We start from the raw sequence: 16,981 nt of genomic DNA on the forward strand, positions 1-16,981 counted from the left end.
CTCTGGCGATAAAAAAAGGACCGGGCACCTTGGTGGGGCGCCCAGTCCTGTATTTCACGACAGACTGATGTCAGTTTGATGACACTCCGACGAGGGTCACCATTAAATGGCCATCATCCTTGCTTGGCGACCGCCGTATTGAGTTTCAGGTAATCCAGCAGGATGCGTCCGGTCTCGCTCAGGTACGCATCGTCTTCCGGCTTGGTCTTTTCCGGCTCGGTGATCAGGTCTTCGTCTTCTTTCTTCAGCTCTTTGAGCGGCTCTTCGCCCTTGGCCTTGCGACGCAGGTTTTCCATCGCCAGTTGCTTGGCCTCAATGTCGGCATGCTGAGCGCGACGGTCGGCTTCGTTGAGGGTGACGGTTTTTTCCAGCATCAATTTCTGCGCCAGGGCCAGCTTGTCGCGGATGAACACGAACTCGGCATCCTGCGATGTACGGGCGTCGTGATCGGACTTGAGCTGGGCCAGGAACGGTTTGAACGGGTCCACAGCCGGTTTGATCGCAGGCCGGATGGTGTCCCACGGCATGGCTTCGGGCAGGGCGCTTTCGCCGATTTCCTTGGTGTCGATGATCGACGGGTAATCGATGTCAGGCAGCACGCCCTGATGCTGGGTGCTCTGGCCGGATACCCGGTAGAACTTGGCCAGGGTCAGCTTCAGCTCGCCATGGTTCAGCGGCTGGATGGTCTGCACGGTGCCCTTGCCGAAGGTCTGGCCGCCGATGATCAGTGCCCGGTGGTAGTCCTGCATGGCGCCGGCAAAAATTTCCGAGGCCGACGCCGACAGGCGGTTGACCAGCAAGGCCATCGGCCCTTTGTAGAACGCGCCCGGATTCTCGTCTTCGAGTACATCCACCCGGCCGTCGGCGTTACGCACCAGCACGGTAGGGCCCTTGTCGATGAACAGGCTGGTCAGTTCGGTGGCTTCCTGCAACGAGCCGCCGCCGTTGTTGCGCAAGTCGATGACGACGCCGTCGACCTTGTCCTTCTGCAGCTCGGTCAGCAGTTTCTTGACGTCGCGGGTGGTGCTCTTGTAGTCCGGATCCCCGGCGCGGAACGCCTTGAAGTCCAGGTAGAAGGCCGGGATCTCGATGACGCCGAGCTTGTAATCCTTGCCATCCTGCTTCAGGTTGAGGATCGATTTCTTCGCCGCCTGTTCTTCCAGTTTCACCGCTTCGCGGGTGATGGACACGACCTTGCTGGTCTGGTCGTTCGGCGCATTGCTGGCCGGAATGACTTCCAGGCGTACCACCGAGCCTTTCGGGCCTCGGATCAGCTTGACCACTTCGTCCAAGCGCCAGCCGACCACGTCGACCATTTCCTTGTTGCCCTGGGCGACACCGATGATCTTGTCCGCCGGTCCGACCTGCTTGGTCTTGTCGGCAGGGCCAGCCGGTACCAGGCGCACGATCTTCACTTGGTCGTTGTCGCTCTGCAGGACCGCGCCGATGCCTTCCAGGGACAGGCTCATGTTGATGTCGAAGTTTTCCGCGTTATCCGGCGACAGATAATTGGTGTGCGGGTCGTAGGACATGGCAAAGGTGTTGATGTACGCCTGGAAGATGTCTTCGGCGCGAGTCTGCTCCAGGCGAGCCAATTGGTTCTTGTAGCGCTTGGTCAGGGTTTCCTGGATCTGCTTGGGGTCCTTGCCGGCAATTTTCATGCGCAGCACTTCGTCCTTGACGCGTTTGCGCCACAGGTCATCGAGTTCGGCTGTGTTTTTGAGCCAAGGGGCGTCCTTGCGGTCGACCGGCAGGGTTTCCTTGGTACTGAAATCGATCTTGTCGACGCCTTTGTTCAGCTCGGCAATGGCGTAATCCAGACGCGCTTTCACGCGATCCAGGTAACGCTTGTAGATGACGAACCCTGCGTTCAGATCGCCGCTCTTGAGGAAATCGTCGAACTGGGTTTTCCACTTGTCGAATTCAGCGATGTCGCTGGCCATGAAATAGCTGCGCGACGGATCAAGCAGCTTCAGGTAGCTGTCATAGATGATGATCGAGCGCGCGTCATCGAGCGGTGGTTTGCTGTAATGATGACGCTTGAGCAACTCAACGACGTTAAGGCTGGCAATCACCTCGTCGCGATCAGGTTGAAGCTTGTCCCAGCTGTTGGCTGCGAACGTATTGCTCGACAGGGGCAACAGACCGAGGCCAATGACAAGCGCGAGGGCGGTGCTGGGGAACAGATGCTTCATGCTGATTCGACGCAGGGACAATTGATAACGCATATTAGGCCGTCTTTGAAGTCGCCGGTTCCATGTGGCCCGGGCGCATAATGCAAGAAAGCCCGGCGTTACAGCAGCGGGCCCAGTCGAGACTCACTATGGAGGCACCGTGAAAGCATTGCAAGGCGTTGAAGGCCAAGTGGTATGGGCTGATGAGCCAAGTCCGACATGCGACGTAGGGCAAGTTCGCATTCGTGTGGCGGCTGCCGGCCTGAATCGGGCCGATTTGTTGCAAAAAGCCGGACTTTATCCGCCGCCTCCCGGGGCCAGTCACGTGCTGGGCTTGGAGTGTTCCGGGATCATCAGCGAGGTTGGGCCGGGCTCGGCCTGGCAGGTGGGCGACCGCGTGTGTGCCTTGCTCGCCGGCGGTGGCATGGCCGAGGAGGTGGTGGTCGATGCCCGGCATGTGCTGCCGGTGCCCGAGGGCCTGTCCTTGGCTGAAGCCGCCGCGCTGCCTGAGGTCTACAGCACTGCGTGGCTGAATCTGTTCCAGTTGGCAGGCCTCAAGCCGGGGGAAAAAGTGCTGCTGCACGCCGGAGCCAGTGGCGTCGGTTCCGCTGCAATCCAACTGTGCAAGGCGTTTGGCAACCCATGCTGGGTCAGTGTCGGTTCTGCTGATCGGCTGGCCTATTGCGAGGCATTGGGAGCCCAGGGTGGCGTGGTGCGGGCTGACGACATCGAGCGCTTGAACGACTTCGCGCCCTTCGACGTGATCCTCGATCCGGTGGGCGCCAGCTACGCCAGACTCAACGTGAAACTTTTGTCAGTTGACGGGCGTTGGGTGTTGATCGGGCTGATGGGCGGACGGGAAAGCCACCTGGACCTGGCGAAGATCCTCGCCAAGCGTATCCAGTTGCTGGGTTCGACCCTGCGCAGTCGCGATGATCAATTCAAGGCCGATCTGCTGCGGGAGCTGGGTGAACATGTCTGGCCGTTGTTCACCGAGAAGCGCCTGAGCCCACAGTTGGCCGCGACATTCCCGATCCAGGAAGCCGAGGCGGCGTTCGCCGAGTTGGCGACTAACCAGGTATCAGGGAAGTTGGTGCTGGTGATTGATGAAAGCCTGAACTGAGTGGGCCCGTGGGGCGACAGTGGGGCCTGTGGGAGCCGAGCTTGCTCGCGATTGCGTCGGATCAGTTTGCAGCGTAGTTGACTGACCCACCGCCATCGCGAGCAGGCTCGCTCCCACATCTATGGTTACCCCCTTTTCTGCAATACTGTCTTTGATGCGTGTTTGGCTTGCTTTCATCTATCCGGCGTCTGAGTGGGGAGTTGTGTCCCTGCGCCTCGATGAGAATTCGATGCCCGACGATCCTGATTAGTGTGACGGCCTTGCAGCCGTGTGGGAGCCCAGGGTTTTCGTCAGGCCGGTTAGCCGTTCATGTCATCTGTTATTCAGCATCGCAAAACCAGGTGGGTGGTGCTCGGGTAGCAGCAGGGTCAAGCGTTCATCGCGCTTGGCCCTGCATCGAATACCGTGTGGTTTGCCGCAATCGACCAGGCGATCCTCGCGAACTTGTTGGCCAGTGCGCAGACCACAAGATTGCGGTGACGGTGGCTGGCCAGGAGCTTGCGAGCCCAATCAGCCAGCTTCCCTTCCTGTCGATCCAGCCTGTTCACATACGTCTGGGCACACTGGACGAACAGGCGTCTCTGATTTCGATCGCCTCGTTTGCTGATGCCCAAAAGTACCGTCCGCCCGCCCGTTGAGTGTTGTTTGGGGACCAGCCCAATCGAGGCTGAGTAGTCTCGACCACATTTGAATTGCTTACCGTCGCCCACTTCGGCGGCCAGGACGCTGGAGGTGATCGGCCCCACGCATGGCATTGTCATCAGGCGGGAGGCCAGATCATCTCCAGCGGCCTGGCAATCGACCTCCTTGTCCAACACCTTGATACGCAGATTGAGGTAGAGGTAATGCTCGTACAAGTCCGCCACAAGTTTGCGGATGAGTCCGTGAAAGGAACTTGCTTCCAACAGGGCCGGTATGTCCTTGAGCGACTTATAGCCCGGGGTCAGGCTGATGCCGACTTCCAGAAACGCGGCATGAATCCGATTGACGGTCGCCGTGCGATCCTTGATGAGCGAGTCGCGGACCGAGTTGAGCATTGCCAGCGCCTGCTGAGTCTGGTTTTTAACGGGGACAAAACGCATCGTTGGACGACTGGCTGCTTCGCAGATCGCCTCGGCATCGGCAAAATCGTTTTTGTTGCTTTTCACATAGGGACGTACGAGATGAGGTGCTATCAGTTTGGGCGAATGGCCTAACTTGGCGACTTCTTGCGCCATGAAATGGGCCCCGCCACAAGCTTCCATCACGACGATGCACGGTTCGAGATTTGCTAGGTGCTGGAGGAGTTCCACTCGCTTAAATTTTTTGCGCAGAAGCGGATGCCCGTGATCATCTTGCTCATGTACGTGAAAGGTGAGCTTTCCAAGGTCGATGGCGACAATAGCTACTTTGTTCATGACGGCGGTCTCCGATAGATCCCCCTGTGAAAGCTTAGCGGGCGTTCACAGGGGGCGGCGGGGGTAGCCATCTCATTAGTGAGTGACCCAACACCTGCGCTTACGGGGTCGGTACACCCTCGACGATGATCACTTCGGCCCGGGCCACATCCTTGCGGTGGTGCTTGGCCTCCTGGTATTGCGGCGAGTGATAACAGGCCAGCGCCTGCTCGTAGGAATCGAATTCAATCACCACGCTACGCTGTGGCGTGGCCCTGCCCTCCATCGCCTCGCTACGCCCGCCCCGGGCCAGCATCCGTCCTCCGTATAGGGCAAAGGCCGCCGGAGCCCGCTGGGTGTATTGGCTATATTGATCAGGGTCGCTGACATCCACATGAGCAATCCAGTACGCCTTCATAGTGACCTCTCGCGCTAATTTGTATTATGGTATACCACAAGCCGTTTCCATCATGCATCCCTCCGAACAAAGAGAGCCCTACATGGCCTTTAACAGTATTCAAGAGATCATCGAAGACTATCGCCAGGGCAAGATGGTGCTGCTGGTGGACGACGAAGACCGGGAAAACGAAGGCGACCTGCTGCTGGCCGCAGATTGCTGCAACGCCCAGGCCATCAGCTTCATGGCCCGGGAAGCCCGCGGGCTGATCTGCCTGACCCTGACCGACGAACACTGCCAGCGCCTGGGACTCGAACAGATGGTGCCCAGCAATGGCAGCGTGTTCAGCACAGCGTTCACCGTCTCCATCGAAGCCGCTACCGGCGTGACCACCGGCATCTCTGCCGCCGACCGGGCGCGCACCGTTGCTGCAGCTGTGGCCGCCGATGCCGGTCCCAGTGATATCGTGCAGCCGGGGCACATCTTTCCGTTGCGTGCCAGGGAAGGTGGCGTCCTTACGCGTGCCGGGCATACCGAAGCCGGCTGCGACCTGGCGCGCCTGGCCGGTTTCACACCGGCGTCGGTGATCGTCGAAGTGATGAACGACGACGGCACCATGGCCCGCCGCCCGGACCTGGAGGTGTTCGCCCGTAAACACGGGATCAGGATCGGCACCATCGCCGACCTGATCCACTATCGCCTGAGCACCGAACACACCGTGATACGCATCGGTGAACGGGAACTGCCCACCGTGCACGGCACCTTCCGGCTGTTCACCTTTGAAGACCGCATCGAGGGCGGCGTGCACATGGCGATGGTCATGGGCAATATCCGCCGGGAAGAGCCGACCCTGGTGCGGGTCCACGTCATCGACCCGCTGCGGGACCTGGTGGGCGCCGAGTACAACGGTCCGTCCAACTGGACACTTTGGGCGGCACTGCAACGGGTCGCCGAAGAGGGTTGCGGCGTGGTGGTCGTGCTGGCCAACCACGAATCCTCCCAGGCGCTGCTTGAGCGCGTGCCGCAACTCACCCAGCCGCCACGGCAGTTCAGCCGCTCCCAATCGCGTATCTATTCGGAGGTCGGGACCGGGGCGCAGATCCTCCAGGACCTGGGCGTCGGCAAACTGCGCCACCTGGGACCGCCGCTCAAGTATGCCGGTTTGACGGGGTACGACCTGGAGGTGGTGGAGAGCATTCCGTTTACCGGATAGCTCCGAGATCACACCGAAACCCTGTGGGAGCGAGCCTGCTCGCGATAGATGCCAGACATTCGGCTTTGCAGTGACTGAACGACCGCTATCGCGAGCAGGCTCGCTCCCATAGGGTCGGTGGCTGCTTCGAAAAAAATCAAAAGAAAAATCTGCCTTGGACAGATGGCCGGTACGGCAAAATGCTTGCAGAAAGTTTGGAATACCATAATATGATATTCCATAGACCGAACGTTTCAGCCAAGTGCGCCCGGCAGGGAAAGCACAGCCATCCAGCCCTTGGCACGGTCCTGCAAAGCCAGATGGACCTATAGCTCCCGATAAGCGGGCACACACAAGCCCGCTCAATAAACACAACAATGAGGGCGTGAAAATGGTGTTGAAGAAAAGTGCAGTTGCCATTCTTTTTGCTGGCTTGATAGGTGTCACCAGCCAGGCGACGATGGCGGCCGAGAGCGTCAACTTCGTCAGTTGGGGTGGTACTACCCAGGATGCACAGAAACAGGCCTGGGCCGACCCGTTCAGCAAGAGCACCGGAATCACTGTGGTTCAGGATGGCCCGACCGACTACGGCAAGCTCAAGGCCATGGTCGAGAGCGGCAATGTGCAGTGGGACGTGGTTGACGTCGAGGCTGACTTTGCCTTGCGCGCCGCCGCCGAGGGCCTGCTCGAACCCCTGGACTTCTCAGTCATCCAGCGCGACAAGATCGACCCTCGCTTCGTTTCCGACCACGGCGTAGGTTCCTTCTACTTCTCCTTTGTCCTCGGCTACAACGAAGGCAAGCTCGGTGCCGGCAAGCCGCAGGACTGGTCCGCGCTGTTCGACACCAAGACCTATCCCGGCAAGCGCGCTCTGTACAAATGGCCGAGCCCTGGCGTGCTTGAACTGGCCCTGCTGGCCGACGGCGTTCCCCAGGACAAGCTCTATCCCCTGGACCTGGATCGTGCCTTCAAGAAACTCGACACCATCAAGAAAGACATCGTCTGGTGGGGCGGCGGCGCCCAGTCCCAGCAACTGCTCGCATCCGGTGAAGCCAGCCTCGGTCAGTTCTGGAACGGCCGGATTTATGCCCTGCAACAGGACGGCGCGCCGGTGGGCGTGAGTTGGAAACAGAACCTGGTCATGGCTGACATCCTGGTCGTGCCGAAGGGCTCTAAAAACAAAGCCGCCGCCATGAAGTTCCTGGCCAACTCCAGCAGTGCCAAGGGCCAGGCCGACTTCTCCAACCTGACCGCTTATGCGCCGGTCAACGTCGATAGCGTCGCGCGCCTGGATTCGGTGCTCGCTCCCAACCTGCCGACCGCCTACGCCAAGGATCAGATCACGCTCGATTTCGCGTACTGGGCCAAGAACGGTCAGGACATCGCGACACGGTGGAACGAATGGCTGGTCAAATGAAAATGTCGGCAACGACAACCCAACACACCGGGAGCGCCCCTGGCGCTGCCGATGTGGCAACTGTCAAGGCAGCGGCGACTCCGTCGCTGGCCCAACGCTGGCGCGGGGTCGGTAACTTGGCTCCCGCCCTGCTGTTCCTTGGCCTGTTTTTCCTGGCGCCGCTGATCGGCCTGTTGTTGCGTGGCGTGCTGGAACCGGTGCCCGGGTTGGGCAACTACGAACAACTGTTCGCCAACTCGGCCTATACCCGAGTGCTGCTCAATACCTTTTCGGTGGCCGGCCTGGTGACGCTGTTCAGCCTGCTGCTGGGCTTTCCACTGGCCTGGGCCATCACCCTGGTGCCCCGTGGCTGGGGACGCTGGATCTTGAACATCGTGCTGCTATCGATGTGGACCAGCCTGCTGGCCCGGACCTACTCCTGGCTGGTGCTGTTGCAGGCGTCCGGCGTGATCAACAAGGCGTTGATGGCCCTGGGGATCATCGACCAGCCCCTGGAGATGGTGCACAACCTCACCGGCGTGGTGATCGGCATGAGCTACATCATGATCCCGTTCATTGTCTTGCCGTTGCAGGCAACCATGCAGGCCATCGACCCGATGATCCTGCAAGCCGGCTCTATCTGCGGTGCCAGTCCCTGGACCAATTTCTTCCGGGTGTTCTTGCCTCTGTGCCGGCCGGGGCTGTTTTCCGGTGGTCTGATGGTATTCGTGATGTCCCTGGGTTACTACGTCACCCCGGCGCTGCTCGGCGGTGCGCAGAACATGATGCTGCCGGAATTCATCATCCAGCAGGTGCAATCGTTCCTCAACTGGGGCCTGGCGAGCGCCGGTGCCGCGTTGCTGATCGTCATCACGCTGGTGCTGTTCTACTTCTACCTGAAGCTTCAGCCGGAATCCCCGGTTGGCGCCAGTAACGCGAGGTAAATCGTCATGCTCCTGACTCCCAATGCCATGAGCCGGCGCATGCGCTTCGGTCTGTACTTCACGACCGGGTTGATCGGGTTGTTCCTGCTGCTGCCGATCGTGTTCATCGTGCTGCTGTCGTTCGGCTCATCCCAGTGGCTGGTCTTCCCGCCACCGGGCTGGACGCTCAAATGGTACGGCCAGTTCTTTTCCAATCCCGACTGGATGAACGCCGCGCTGGCGAGCCTCAAGGTCGCGGTACTGACCACCCTCTGCGCCGTAGCTCTGGGCCTGCCCACCGCATTTGCCCTGGTGCGTGGTCGGTTTCCGGGGCGGGAAATGCTCTACGGCCTGTTCACCCTGCCGATGATCGTGCCGCTGGTCATCATCGCCGTGGCGGTGTATGCGCTGTTCCTCAAGCTTGGCTACACCGGCACGATGTTCGCGTTCGTGGTCAGTCACGTCATTGTCGCGTTGCCATTCACCATCATCTCGATCATCAACTCGTTGAAGCTGTTCGACCAGTCCATCGAAGACGCCGCCGTGATCTGCGGCGCCTCGCGACTGCAAGCGGTGTTCAAGGTCACCTTCCCGGCCATCCGCCCGGGCATGATCGCCGGCGCCCTGTTCGCGTTCCTGGTGTCGTGGGACGAAGTGGTGCTGAGCGTGATGATGGCCAGCCCGACCCTGCAAACCCTGCCCGTAAAGATGTGGACCACCCTGCGCCAGGACCTGACGCCTGTGATCGCCGTCGCTTCGACGCTGCTGATCGGCCTCTCGGTCCTGGTGATGGTGATCGCCGCCGCCCTGCGCCGGCGCAATGAAATCAGCGCCTGAGCGCCTAGGAGAACACAATGAGTGCCGTCAAAGACCCCGCACAACAGAACAACAAGACCCTGGTCAGCCTGCGCAACCTGAACAAGCACTACGGCGACTTTGCCGCCGTCGACGATATTGCCCTCGAGATCCAGGACGGCGAGTTCCTGACCTTCCTCGGCTCCAGCGGCTCGGGCAAGAGCACCACATTGTCGATGCTGGCCGGCTTTGAAACCCCCAGCAGCGGCGAGATCCTGGTGGACGGCAAATCCCTGGTCAACGTACCACCGCACAAGCGCGACATCGGCATGGTGTTCCAGCGCTACTCGCTGTTCCCGCATCTGTCGGTGCGCGACAACATCGCCTTCCCGCTGGCGATCCGCAAACTGGCGCCTGCCGAGCGAGACCGTCGGGTCGATGCGATGCTCAAGCTGGTGCAGCTGGAGCAGTTTGCCCATCGCCGGCCTTCGCAACTCTCCGGCGGCCAGCAGCAACGGGTCGCCATTGCCCGGGCGCTGGTTTATGAACCACGCATCCTGCTGATGGACGAACCCCTCGGAGCCCTGGACAAAAAACTCCGGGAAGATCTGCAGGATGAACTGCGCCAGTTGCATCGACGTCTGGGCATCACCATCGTCTACGTGACCCACGACCAGGAAGAAGCCATGCGCCTGTCCCAGCGCATCGCCATTTTCAGCCACGGCAAGATCGTTGGCCTGGGCACCGGTTATGACCTCTACCAGAACCCGCCGAATGCCTTTGTCGCGTCGTTCCTGGGCAACTCCAACTTCCTCAAGCTCAAGGCCCAGGGCAACGCGGTGGCGACCTTCGAAGGCCAGTCGCTGTCGATCCGCCTGACCGCGGGCCTGCAAACCGACCAGGACGTGCTGCTGATGGTACGCCCGGAAAAAGCCGTGGCCCTGAGCACCGAACAGGCTGCTCAAGCGCCATTGGCAGCCGGCTGGAATGAAGTCTCGGCCAAGGTCGTCGAAGTGCTGTTCCTCGGCGAAAGCCAGACCTGCAGCGTGGTGACGTCCGGCGGCACCGCCATGACCGTCAAGGCCCTCTCCGCCGCCGGCATGCCACTCAAGGCCGGCGACCCGGTGCGTGTGCGCTGGGCCACTGCCGATGCGTGTGTCTACACCCAATGGGCCGAGAGCGACCTGAACAAAGCCGCCGGTGCTCATTGATGAACACGAAGTCATTACCGCCTGCGTACGAGGACTGTTAAATGATTGATGCCAACGTTTACAAACAAGTCATGGGTTCGTTCCCGTCCGGCGTGACGGTCATCACCACCCTTGATGACGACGGGCAGATCGTCGGCCTCACCGCCAGCGCCTTCAGCTCGTTGTCGATGGACCCGGCCCTGGTGCTCTTCTGTCCCAACTACAGCTCCGATTCCTACCCGGTGCTGATCCGCAACAAGCGCTTCGCCATCCATTTGCTCTCCGGCGGGCAACAGAACGAAGCCTATGCCTTCGCCCGCAAAGGCAAGGACAAGGCCCAGGGCATCGAATGGACCCTGAGTGAGCTGGGCAACCCCTTGCTGAGCAACGCCACCGCCATCATCGAATGCGAACTGTGGCGTGAATACGAAGGCGGCGACCACGCCATCATGGTCGGCGCCGTGAAGAACCTGATCGTGCCGCAACACACCCAAGGCCCGCTGGTTTATTGCCACGGAAAAATGGGCGCCCTGCCCGTCCTCGCCTGAACTGATCGTTAATCATCAAGAGATAGCGCCATGAAATTTTCCCTGTTCGTACATATGGAACGTTGGGACGAAAGCATCAGCCATCGCCAGCTGTTCGAAGACTTGACCGAACTGACTCTCATAGCCGAGGCCGGTGGTTTCAGCACCGTCTGGATCGGTGAACACCACGCGATGGAATACACCATCTCGCCCAGCCCGATGCCGCTGCTGGCCTATCTGGCAGCCAAGACCAACACCATTCATCTGGGCGCCGGCACCATCATTGCGCCGTTCTGGCATCCGTTGCGGGCAGCCGGTGAATGCGCATTGCTGGACGTGATCAGCAACGGACGCATGGAAGTCGGCCTGGCGCGCGGTGCTTATCAAGTGGAGTTCGACCGCATGGCGGGCGGCATGCCGGCAGCCTCCGGCGGCCAGGCATTGCGGGAAATGGTTCCGGCGATACGGGCACTGTGGCAAGGCGACTACGCCCATGACGGCGACATCTGGAAATTCCCGACATCCACCAGCGTGCCCAAGCCGATCCAGAAGCCGAACCCACCCATGTGGATCGCGGCCCGCGACCCGGACTCGCACAACTTCGCAGTCGCCAACGGTTGCAACGTCATGGTGACGCCATTGATGAAGGGCGACGAGGAAGTCCTCGACCTGAAGAACAAGTTCCAGAACGCGCTGGACAACAACCCCGGCGTACCGCGCCCGCAACTGATGGTGCTGCGTCACACCCATGTGCACTCGACCGACAATCCCGAAGGCTGGAAAGTCGGCGCCAAGGCCATTGCGAAGTTCTACCGCACCTTCGACGCCTGGTTCGGTAACAAGGAAACCCCGGTCAACGGCTTCCTGGCGCCAAGCCCGGAAGAAAAGTTCGCCGGTCGTCCGGAGTTCGAACTCGAGAGTCTGCACAAGACCGCCATGATCGGTACTCCGGAAGAAATCATTCCACGCATCAAGTACTACCAGGAACTGGGCGTCGACGAGTTCAGCTTCTGGTGCGACAACAGCCTGCCCCATGCGGAGAAGAAGAAATCCCTGGAATTGTTCATCAAGCACGTGGTGCCGGCGTTTCGGTGATCGCGCAGTGCAGTCAGGACGCTATCGCGAGCAGGCTCGCTCCCACAGGGGATTAATGGAGCACCCAGAGCAAGTGCATATCATGCAAACCAATGTGGGAGCGAGCCTGCTCGCGATGGCGGCCTGAAGGAAAAGATGCTCCATGAAATGCCCGGACTTGAAGGCCCGGGCATTTTTTGTTTCAAGGATCAGAAGGTCACGCTGGCACTCAGGCGCGCGGTACGCGGTTCCCCGACGGCGACCTGCAGTTGGCTACCGGTGGAGGACGGGTAGTACTGCTTGTCGAACAGGTTGTCCACGTTCAGTTGCAGCGAGGTCTTGTGCCCGAATACCGGCGACTCCCAGCGCAGGAAGGCATCGGCCACGGTGTAGCTGCCCAACCAGAATTCGTTGTCGTTGTTGGCAGCACGCTCGCCGACGTAGCGAGCGCCGGCACCAGCGTGCCAGGCGCCGAATTCGGCGGGTACACTCAAGTGATGCGACAGGTACAGGCTGGCGGTGTGCTTGGGCGCGTCCGCCAGGCGATGGCCTTCGTCGTCCGGGTCGTCGAGGATTTCCGTGTGGGTGTAGGCGTAGGTGCCGATCAGGTCCCAGCGTTCGGCGAGACGTCCGGTGACGTCCAACTCCAGGCCTTGGGAGCCGACTTTGCCGGCGGCTTCCGCGACATTATCCACCACCGTCACTACATTCGTTTTAACGATGTCGAACAGGGCGAGATTGATATTCAGCCCAGGCAGAGGATCATATTTGGCACCGATTTCATAACTGCGCCCTTCCTCCGGCTTGAAAGTGCTGAGGTTGTCATCGACGGTATCGTTGGGTTTGAACGAACGGCTGTAATTCCCGTACAGGGACAAGGTTTCGTCGGCTTTATAGACCAATCCCAGAAACGGAACAAAGGCATCGCCGTTATCGTCGCGAACAGGCACTCGCTTGATCATTCCCGTTTCACTGAACTGGTCGTAATGCTGGTAGCGTCCGCCAAACACCAAAATCCAGCGGTCATCCAGGTGCCAGTTGTCCTTCAGATAAACGGAGCTGGAGGTCAGTTTGTTACTCAAGTTGCTTTGCGCAGCATTTATCTTGCTTGGCTCTGCCAGACCACCATAAACCGGCGCGGTGATATCGAACCCTCCTTGTGCAGTGCCACGGTACGTCTTGCCTCGGTATTGATCGGACACCTGATTATCGACACCGATCAGCAGATCATGGCGCTGGCCGAACAGCTCCTGCTTGCCCATGAAATCCCAACTGACGTAGCGGGTTTCGTCGTCGTAATGAGCGCCGTTGGCCTTTCGGCTCAATAGATTTCCCGTCAGAACGTCGGGCTGCGCAATCGAAAGACTGTACCGATCATTGTTCCAGCCATAAGTCACGCGAGTCTTCCACGCCTCGCTCAGCTCATACTCGAAACGTGCCGTCGCCGTCTCGCGAATCCCCACGCTCTTGGCCCAGCGCTCGTCGAGGCGCTTGTCATAATCGATATCCGCCGGATGCCCATCGGTGAACACCGTCCCACGGTCGAACGGGTTGGAATATTCGTTGTACTCATAGCTCAGGTTTAACGAAGCCCGCTCACCGGTCCAGGCCAGGGACGGCGCGACCAGCGTGCTTTCATTCACGCCGTAGTTGCGCCAGTAATCTTCATGACCACGCTCAGCAATCAGCCGATACGCCAGCCCGGTATCGCCCACCGGCCCGGTGGTGTCCACGGCCATGGTGCCGCCGCCTTCGCTATAGGCCGAGCCGCTTAGCGTGGTGCTTTGGGTGTATTCGGGCTTTTTGCTGATGATGTTGACCAAACCGCCAGGCTCCAGCGCACCATACAACATCGAGGCGGGGCCCTTGAGCACTTCGACCCGCTCGGTGGTAGCGCTGAAGTTGTGCCCCAGGTTCGAACGCACGCCGTCGCGCAGGATCGAGCCGTCGTCGTTGGTGCCAAAACCACGCTTGATCAGCGAGTCCCGCGAACCACCCAGGGTATTGCCCTGGCTGACACCGCTGACGAACTTCATCGCGTCGCTCAGCGAGCGAACCTGATAATCGTCCAGCGTCTGCTGGGTCACCACATTGATCGATTGTGCCTCTTCCTTGATCGGTACGTCGCTTTTGCTCGCGGTGCTGGCTTGCGATGCCGTGTAGCCCTCATCTTGTGTGATGCGGCTGCCCTGGATGTCCGTGGTGGGCAGTTCGAGTACGTCCTGTGCCCACAAAGGATTTGCGATGAAGCAGCAGGACAAGGTTGGTAATACACACTTGATGAAGACGTTGCGATTCGCGGGAGGGGTGGAACGATTCAAGACGCAGCACTCGTAGGGAACGTTAATGCGAGCGAATATACTTTGAGAATGATTCCCAGTAAATACTTTCTATGGTCCTTATAACCACGCCCAACCCCTGTAGGAGCGAGCCTGCTCGCGATAACGGTGCATCAGTCACAGCCTGTCTGGATGGAAGTCCCTCATCGCGTGCAGGCTTGCTCCCACAAGTCCTCCGTACACCAAACAAACGAAGTGATATCAAAACGCCCTGCCGCACTAAAGCTTTGGCCTTTGCGGTCGAATGTATTCCATTGAGAGGTTTCTTTGCCCAGGAGCTATGGCATGCAGACGTTGAAGGCTTTGTACGAGTCCATCGAAATGCAATTCTTCGATACGCTCACCAGGAAACTCTCAAGCCTTTTCCTGCTGGTCGCCGTCAGCGGGTTGCTGTACTGGGTGGCCCTTAGCGCCCGCACCGAGATTGTGTTGCAGTTGCGCAGCGCGCAGCTCGACGCAGCCCTGCTGGGGCTGATCGAAAGCCGGCTCGACAGCCTGACCCAGGCCCTGCTGTTCGGTGCGCTCCTGACGCTGGGCATGATCAGCTTCATGGTCTGGTACTTCCGCCATCTCATCGTGCGCCCCGTCACCGCCATGACCCGGGCGCTGGAGGAGATCGCCAACGGTGAAGGCGATCTTTCCAGGGACCTGCCATTGGTGACCCACGACGAAATTCGCGTGCTGGCCAGCACCTGCAACCGCTTCCTGGCCAAGCAGCGGGAAATCATCAGCAACGTCCAGGCCCTCACCGTGCACATCGCCGTCGAATCGGCGCGCTCGCTCAAGAACATCAGCGATTCCAGCGACAGTGCCACCCACCAGGCACGCTTCGCCAAAGAAGTGATGGAGCAGAGCAACTCCGCCGTGGACCGCATCGAAGAAGTCTCGCGCCAGACCCAGGGCATCTCCAGCACCACCGCCCAGAACCTGAACATGGCCCGTGACTCCTATGCCGAGCTGCTGGAAGTGACCGGCAACATCGGCGAGATCGCTGGCAGCCTCAATGAGTTCGCCACACTGGTGAGCGCCTTGAACCAGCGTTCCTCGAGTATCAAGTCCATCGTCGGGTTGATCCAGCAGATCTCTGCCCAGACCAACCTGCTGGCCCTCAATGCCGCCATCGAAGCCGCCCGTGCCGGCGAGAGTGGCCGGGGTTTCGCCGTGGTGGCCGATGAGGTGCGAACCCTCGCGCAGAACGTCAGCCGGGCCACGGACGACATCTCGCGCAACATAGACGCCATGCTCGAAGAAGTCGGTTCCACCCATGAACAGACCACTCAGATCAGCCACAGCGCCAGGGAAACCCAAAAAGTCGTGGAACGTGCCTCCGGCCATTTCGAGAGCATGATCGTCGACTTCGAATCCACCAACGGCAAGCTGGCCGATATTGCCGGGCACATCCAGCAGTTCGCCGATGCCAACACGGGTATCAACGACCGGGTCACTCAGATCCATGCCGACAGCCAGTCGATCGACCAGCGCATGCAGCACTCGGCAACCGCCACCCGGGACCTGTCCGGTGTCGCCGAACGGGTGCAAGCACTGCTGGGCCGGTTCGTGCTCGGCCACGGCAAGCTGGATGCGGCCATCACCCGAGCCAGCCAATGCCGCGACATCCTCCAGGTACGCCTGGAGGCGCTGCAACTCGAGGGTCTCAACCTATTCGATCAGAATTACCAGTTGGTCTCCGGTACCGATCCCAAGCAGTACATGACCGGCTACACCGAACGCTTTGCCCAGGTCTGCCAGGAAGCCTGCGACGCCCTCACCCGCAGCACACCGGGCGGCAAGGTCTCGTTCATCGTCGACACCAAGGGCTACTGCCCGGTGAACAACAGCTGGGTCTCGAAGCCACCCACCGGCGACCGCGCCGTCGACCTGCCGGTGTGTCGCAACAAACGGATCTTCAACGACCCGATCGGCCTGCGCGCAGCGGGCAACGTCCAGCGCTTCCTGCTCCAGACCTACCTGCGCGATACCGGGGAAATCATGACCGAGATCGATGTCCCGTTCTTCTTCGGCGGCCGCCACTGGGGCAATCTGCGGGTGGGGTTCGATGCGGCGGTGTTGCTGGCGGAGTGAGCGTTAGCCAGCAAGAAACATTGTGGGAGCGAGTTTGCTCACGATAGTGGTGGATCAGTCACTATCAATATCGACTGACCCGACGCCATCGCGAGCAGGCTCGCTCCCACAAGGAATCGGTGACAGACACAAAAACCTGAGCCCGCCCAGAAACAACTGTGGGAGCAAGGCTTGCCCGCGATGCTGGCGCCTCGGTCTACAGTGATACCGAGGCGATGCCGTCGCGGGCAAGCCTTGCTCCCACAGGCTTCCACACAGGGGGATTACCTCAGGGCCGCCAGGTCAGCAGCACTTCGGTCCACCCTTGCCACCGTAACGGGCCTCCTGGCGTTCGCGGAAGAACGCCTCGTAGTCCATCAGCGGTTTGTCCGGGTGCTTGGTTTGCATGTGCTC

At 60.1% G+C, this 16,981-nt stretch carries 14 protein-coding genes; 9 read left to right on the top strand and 5 right to left on the bottom strand.

Annotated elements, in window-relative coordinates; genetic code table 11:
* Nucleotides 1-113: 113 nt before the first annotated feature.
* Complete coding sequence (locus tag AD665_RS13930; protein ID WP_167355738.1) at nucleotides 114-2,195, bottom strand: carboxy terminal-processing peptidase; 2,082 nt, start codon at nucleotides 2,193-2,195, stop codon at nucleotides 114-116.
* A gap of 139 nt (nucleotides 2,196-2,334) precedes the next feature.
* Here AD665_RS13930 and AD665_RS13935 point away from each other — a divergent pair, with 139 nt between their 5' ends.
* Nucleotides 2,335-3,297 carry a zinc-binding dehydrogenase gene (locus AD665_RS13935; RefSeq protein ID WP_024779619.1) on the top strand — a complete coding sequence of 321 codons (963 nt, stop codon included), beginning with the start codon at nucleotides 2,335-2,337 and terminating at the stop codon, nucleotides 3,295-3,297.
* 368 nt (nucleotides 3,298-3,665) lie between these two features.
* Here AD665_RS13935 and AD665_RS13940 read toward each other — a convergent pair whose 3' ends face one another.
* Together AD665_RS13940 and AD665_RS13945 are read right to left on the bottom strand one after the other, a co-directional pair.
* Entirely contained in the window at nucleotides 3,666-4,694 is a 1,029-nt protein-coding gene (locus tag AD665_RS13940; protein ID WP_053191422.1) for an IS110 family RNA-guided transposase, read from the bottom strand.
* Between the two features lie 100 nt (nucleotides 4,695-4,794).
* On the bottom strand, nucleotides 4,795-5,091 hold the full coding sequence (locus tag AD665_RS13945) for a DUF1330 domain-containing protein (RefSeq protein ID WP_024780835.1): 297 nt from the start codon (nucleotides 5,089-5,091) through the stop codon (nucleotides 4,795-4,797).
* 82 nt (nucleotides 5,092-5,173) lie between these two features.
* Between AD665_RS13945 and ribBA the strand changes: the two genes are divergently transcribed.
* From ribBA to AD665_RS13985, 7 genes are all read left to right on the top strand, one after another.
* Nucleotides 5,174-6,283 (top strand): bifunctional 3,4-dihydroxy-2-butanone-4-phosphate synthase/GTP cyclohydrolase II, encoded by a 1,110-nt coding sequence (ribBA, locus tag AD665_RS13950; RefSeq protein ID WP_053192481.1) that lies wholly within the window; start codon nucleotides 5,174-5,176, stop codon nucleotides 6,281-6,283.
* A 370-nt stretch (nucleotides 6,284-6,653) separates the two neighbouring features.
* Complete coding sequence (locus AD665_RS13960; protein ID WP_053192485.1) at nucleotides 6,654-7,679, top strand: ABC transporter substrate-binding protein; 1,026 nt, start codon at nucleotides 6,654-6,656, stop codon at nucleotides 7,677-7,679.
* Complete coding sequence (locus tag AD665_RS13965; protein ID WP_024780831.1) at nucleotides 7,676-8,602, top strand: ABC transporter permease; 927 nt, start codon at nucleotides 7,676-7,678, stop codon at nucleotides 8,600-8,602. Before AD665_RS13960 ends, AD665_RS13965 begins: the two co-directional genes overlap by 4 nt.
* A gap of 6 nt (nucleotides 8,603-8,608) precedes the next feature.
* Nucleotides 8,609-9,418 (top strand): ABC transporter permease, encoded by an 810-nt coding sequence (locus AD665_RS13970; protein WP_024780830.1) that lies wholly within the window; start codon nucleotides 8,609-8,611, stop codon nucleotides 9,416-9,418.
* Nucleotides 9,419-9,435: 17 nt separating this feature from the next.
* Nucleotides 9,436-10,587 carry an ABC transporter ATP-binding protein gene (locus tag AD665_RS13975; protein ID WP_024780829.1) on the top strand — a complete coding sequence of 384 codons (1,152 nt, stop codon included), beginning with the start codon at nucleotides 9,436-9,438 and terminating at the stop codon, nucleotides 10,585-10,587.
* Between the two features lie 41 nt (nucleotides 10,588-10,628).
* Complete coding sequence (locus AD665_RS13980; RefSeq protein ID WP_024780828.1) at nucleotides 10,629-11,114, top strand: flavin reductase family protein; 486 nt, start codon at nucleotides 10,629-10,631, stop codon at nucleotides 11,112-11,114.
* Nucleotides 11,115-11,144: 30 nt separating this feature from the next.
* Entirely contained in the window at nucleotides 11,145-12,188 is a 1,044-nt protein-coding gene (locus AD665_RS13985; protein ID WP_024780827.1) for an LLM class flavin-dependent oxidoreductase, read from the top strand.
* Nucleotides 12,189-12,376: 188 nt separating this feature from the next.
* On the opposite strand, the gene AD665_RS13990 is transcribed toward AD665_RS13985, so the two are convergent.
* The gene (locus AD665_RS13990; RefSeq protein ID WP_053192487.1) at nucleotides 12,377-14,488 is read right to left on the bottom strand and encodes a TonB-dependent siderophore receptor; all 2,112 of its coding nucleotides are present in this window, start codon (nucleotides 14,486-14,488) and stop codon (nucleotides 12,377-12,379) included.
* A gap of 303 nt (nucleotides 14,489-14,791) precedes the next feature.
* Here AD665_RS13990 and AD665_RS13995 point away from each other — a divergent pair, with 303 nt between their 5' ends.
* Entirely contained in the window at nucleotides 14,792-16,588 is a 1,797-nt protein-coding gene (locus AD665_RS13995; protein ID WP_024780825.1) for a methyl-accepting chemotaxis protein, read from the top strand.
* Between the two features lie 282 nt (nucleotides 16,589-16,870).
* Here AD665_RS13995 and AD665_RS26900 read toward each other — a convergent pair.
* On the bottom strand, nucleotides 16,871-16,981 hold a 111-nt coding region (locus AD665_RS26900; RefSeq protein WP_155514783.1), incomplete at its 5' end, for a CstA-like transporter-associated (seleno)protein.

This window comes from Pseudomonas corrugata (assembly GCF_001269905.1).
Lineage (GTDB): Bacteria > Pseudomonadota > Gammaproteobacteria > Pseudomonadales > Pseudomonadaceae > Aquipseudomonas > Aquipseudomonas corrugata.